Origin of the sequence: Blautia sp. HCP3S3_D9, from assembly GCF_052063845.1 — a bacterium.
In the GTDB taxonomy this organism is placed as follows: domain Bacteria; phylum Bacillota; class Clostridia; order Lachnospirales; family Lachnospiraceae; genus Blautia_A.
In genome coordinates, this window is the sequence record NZ_JBQHWS010000264.1 from 1 (window position 1) to 1,555 (window position 1,555).

Below are 1,555 nucleotides of genomic sequence, written 5' to 3' on the forward strand. Positions count from 1 at the left end.
CCTTTTAACAGGTTAATTGAGTGATGTTATGGCTGCATGGATCACTTTTTAGATTCATGGCACAGTTATCTGTTCAGATACTGTTCCGTGAATAATTCAGGATTAATAATTCCCATTTTGTTATCCTCACATCCGGTTTTGACATTTTGTCTTTCTCATCGCCAATTTTACCAGTACATCGTTTCGTAAATAACTATACCATTCGCATACAAATGAGTGGTATAGTTATTTCGAAAACGATGTACCAGACTTATTATATCATCTAACTCTAATAATAGCTGTGAAAATTATGTTTTTTCAAATTAACGCTTCCCCGAGAATGTCAGGTCATTGCTGCAGCAAAATGGGACATGTTGATTACGGGAATACTTTTTTTATTTCCGTTCAGAAGTAAGACATACAGGTACCGAATCCTGGATTTCCATTCTGTCAGGTTCTACCAGGCAGTCATATGCCAGAATATGCACTCCTGCCTTTTCCGCTTCCTGCAGGGTTTCTCCAAATTCCCGATGAGTCTCCCAGTTTGGCTCAAACCTGTCAACTCCCTTCATCTGGATCACCAGAAGCAGATAAGCTTCGTATCCTTCCTGCATACAATGGATCAGCTCCTTCAGATGCTTTATCCCTCTTTCTGTCGGTGCATCCGGGAAACGTACTATATTGTCAGATTCCAGAGTGACACCTTTTACTTCTATAAAAGCCTTGCGTTTCTCTGAACAGACATAGAGATCAAATCTGGAATTTCCGTAGGTCTTCTCAGGCGTTATCTGAACCTTTTCCGGGAAAAGATATCCTGCCTTTATCCATTCCAGCGCTGCTTTATTGGGAATCTGGGAATCCATATTGATCAGGCCCCTGCCTTTTTATTTACGCAAATCAGATCATAGGCTGTCTTTCTAGCCGGATTGCTGCTCCTTTCCAGAAAAACCCCGGGATCAGAAGCTCCCTGCACCTGCCTGTATTCTTTACATGAACCGTTTCCACCTGCCCATTGATCTCCACATGTGCAATAAACCGATTAGGACGATCTATGAAACGGCCCTCTGTGATATGTTCGTACTTCATTTTTTCTGCTCCTCTTTACGCATTGTATACATACCATAACATGTTTTCCTCATACCTACAACATTTTCACTTTAAGAAACTTTTGTCTGATTTTGCCTATGTTTTTGTACCTATGTTTTGAAAAAAATTCATTCCGTTTTTTCATTTCTATGCTATAATATTCCATCATAAAAATATCCGATAAAAATGAGGTGAAACAGGTGAAGAAAAAAATCTTGTGCCTCTTATCGTTTTTTTACTGAGCATGTGCCTTGTTGGTTTCATCGTATACAAAACAGACACTCACGAAAAATGGCAGAGACGCACAACCGCAAATATTACAATCTTAGCGGATAAAGGCTACGTTGGAAAAAACATGGGACAGGAAATGCAGGAAAAGAATATCTGTCTTTTTGCTCTGAAACGTTCCAACAGTAAGGAAAACTGGCCAAAATCCGTACGTCAGTTAATATTCAAACTGAGAAGACGGGTAGAAACCGTATTCTCTCAA

The 1,555-nt window shown here is 39.7% G+C and carries 2 protein-coding genes and 1 pseudogene; 1 reads left to right on the forward strand and 2 read right to left on the reverse strand.

The genetic code is table 11. The annotated features are described in order from the left end of the window. Positions 1–374: 374 nt before the first annotated feature. Together ACTNES_RS20745 and ACTNES_RS20750 are read right to left on the reverse strand one after the other, a co-directional pair. The gene (locus ACTNES_RS20745) at positions 375–842 is read right to left on the reverse strand and encodes a DNA/RNA nuclease SfsA (RefSeq protein WP_441040563.1); all 468 of its coding nucleotides are present in this window, start codon (positions 840–842) and stop codon (positions 375–377) included. A 34-nt stretch (positions 843–876) separates the two neighbouring features. Then, positions 877–1,065 carry a hypothetical protein gene (locus tag ACTNES_RS20750; protein WP_330687427.1) on the reverse strand — a complete coding sequence of 63 codons (189 nt, stop codon included), beginning with the start codon at positions 1,063–1,065 and terminating at the stop codon, positions 877–879. A gap of 310 nt (positions 1,066–1,375) precedes the next feature. Here ACTNES_RS20750 and ACTNES_RS20755 point away from each other — a divergent pair. Next, a pseudogene (locus ACTNES_RS20755) lies at positions 1,376–1,555 on the forward strand (transposase); the annotation flags it as partial.